This is a genomic window from Azospirillum aestuarii, assembly GCF_016632405.1.
Taxonomy (GTDB): Bacteria; Pseudomonadota; Alphaproteobacteria; order Azospirillales; family Azospirillaceae; genus Azospirillum; species Azospirillum aestuarii.
The window spans coordinates 1-337 of the sequence record NZ_JAEPIV010000051.1 but is presented as its reverse complement, the minus strand read 5'-3'; the positions used below and the strand labels follow the sequence as shown (position 1 = coordinate 337).

General features: G+C 75.1%; 1 protein-coding gene. It reads right to left on the bottom strand.

Annotated elements, in window-relative coordinates; all coding sequences use genetic code 11:
* Positions 1–337 (bottom strand): calcium-binding protein (locus JJL56_RS31295; protein WP_282188969.1); only part of this gene is annotated, 337 nt, incomplete at both ends.

The window sequence follows — 337 nt, the reverse complement described above, 5'->3', positions numbered from 1 at the left end:
GTCCATCACCACCGAGCCGCCCGAGGCCCGCCCGAAGGCGAACAGGTCCGCACCCTCGCCGCCCCACAGCGTGTCCGCCCCGCCGTCGGCGAACAGCACGTCGTTGCCCGCCCCGCCGTTCAGCAGGTCGTTGCCCGCCCCGCCGAACAGCGTGTCGTTGCCGTCCTCGCCGAACAGCGTGTCGTCGCCGTCGTCACCGGTGGCCAGGTCGTCGCCCGCGCCAAGCCCGATCAGGTCGCGGCCCGCCCCGCCCAGCGCCACGTCGTTGCCCGACCCGCCGCTGATCGTGTCGTCGCCCGCGTCGCCGACCAGCAGGTCGTCGCCCTCCTCGCCGAAC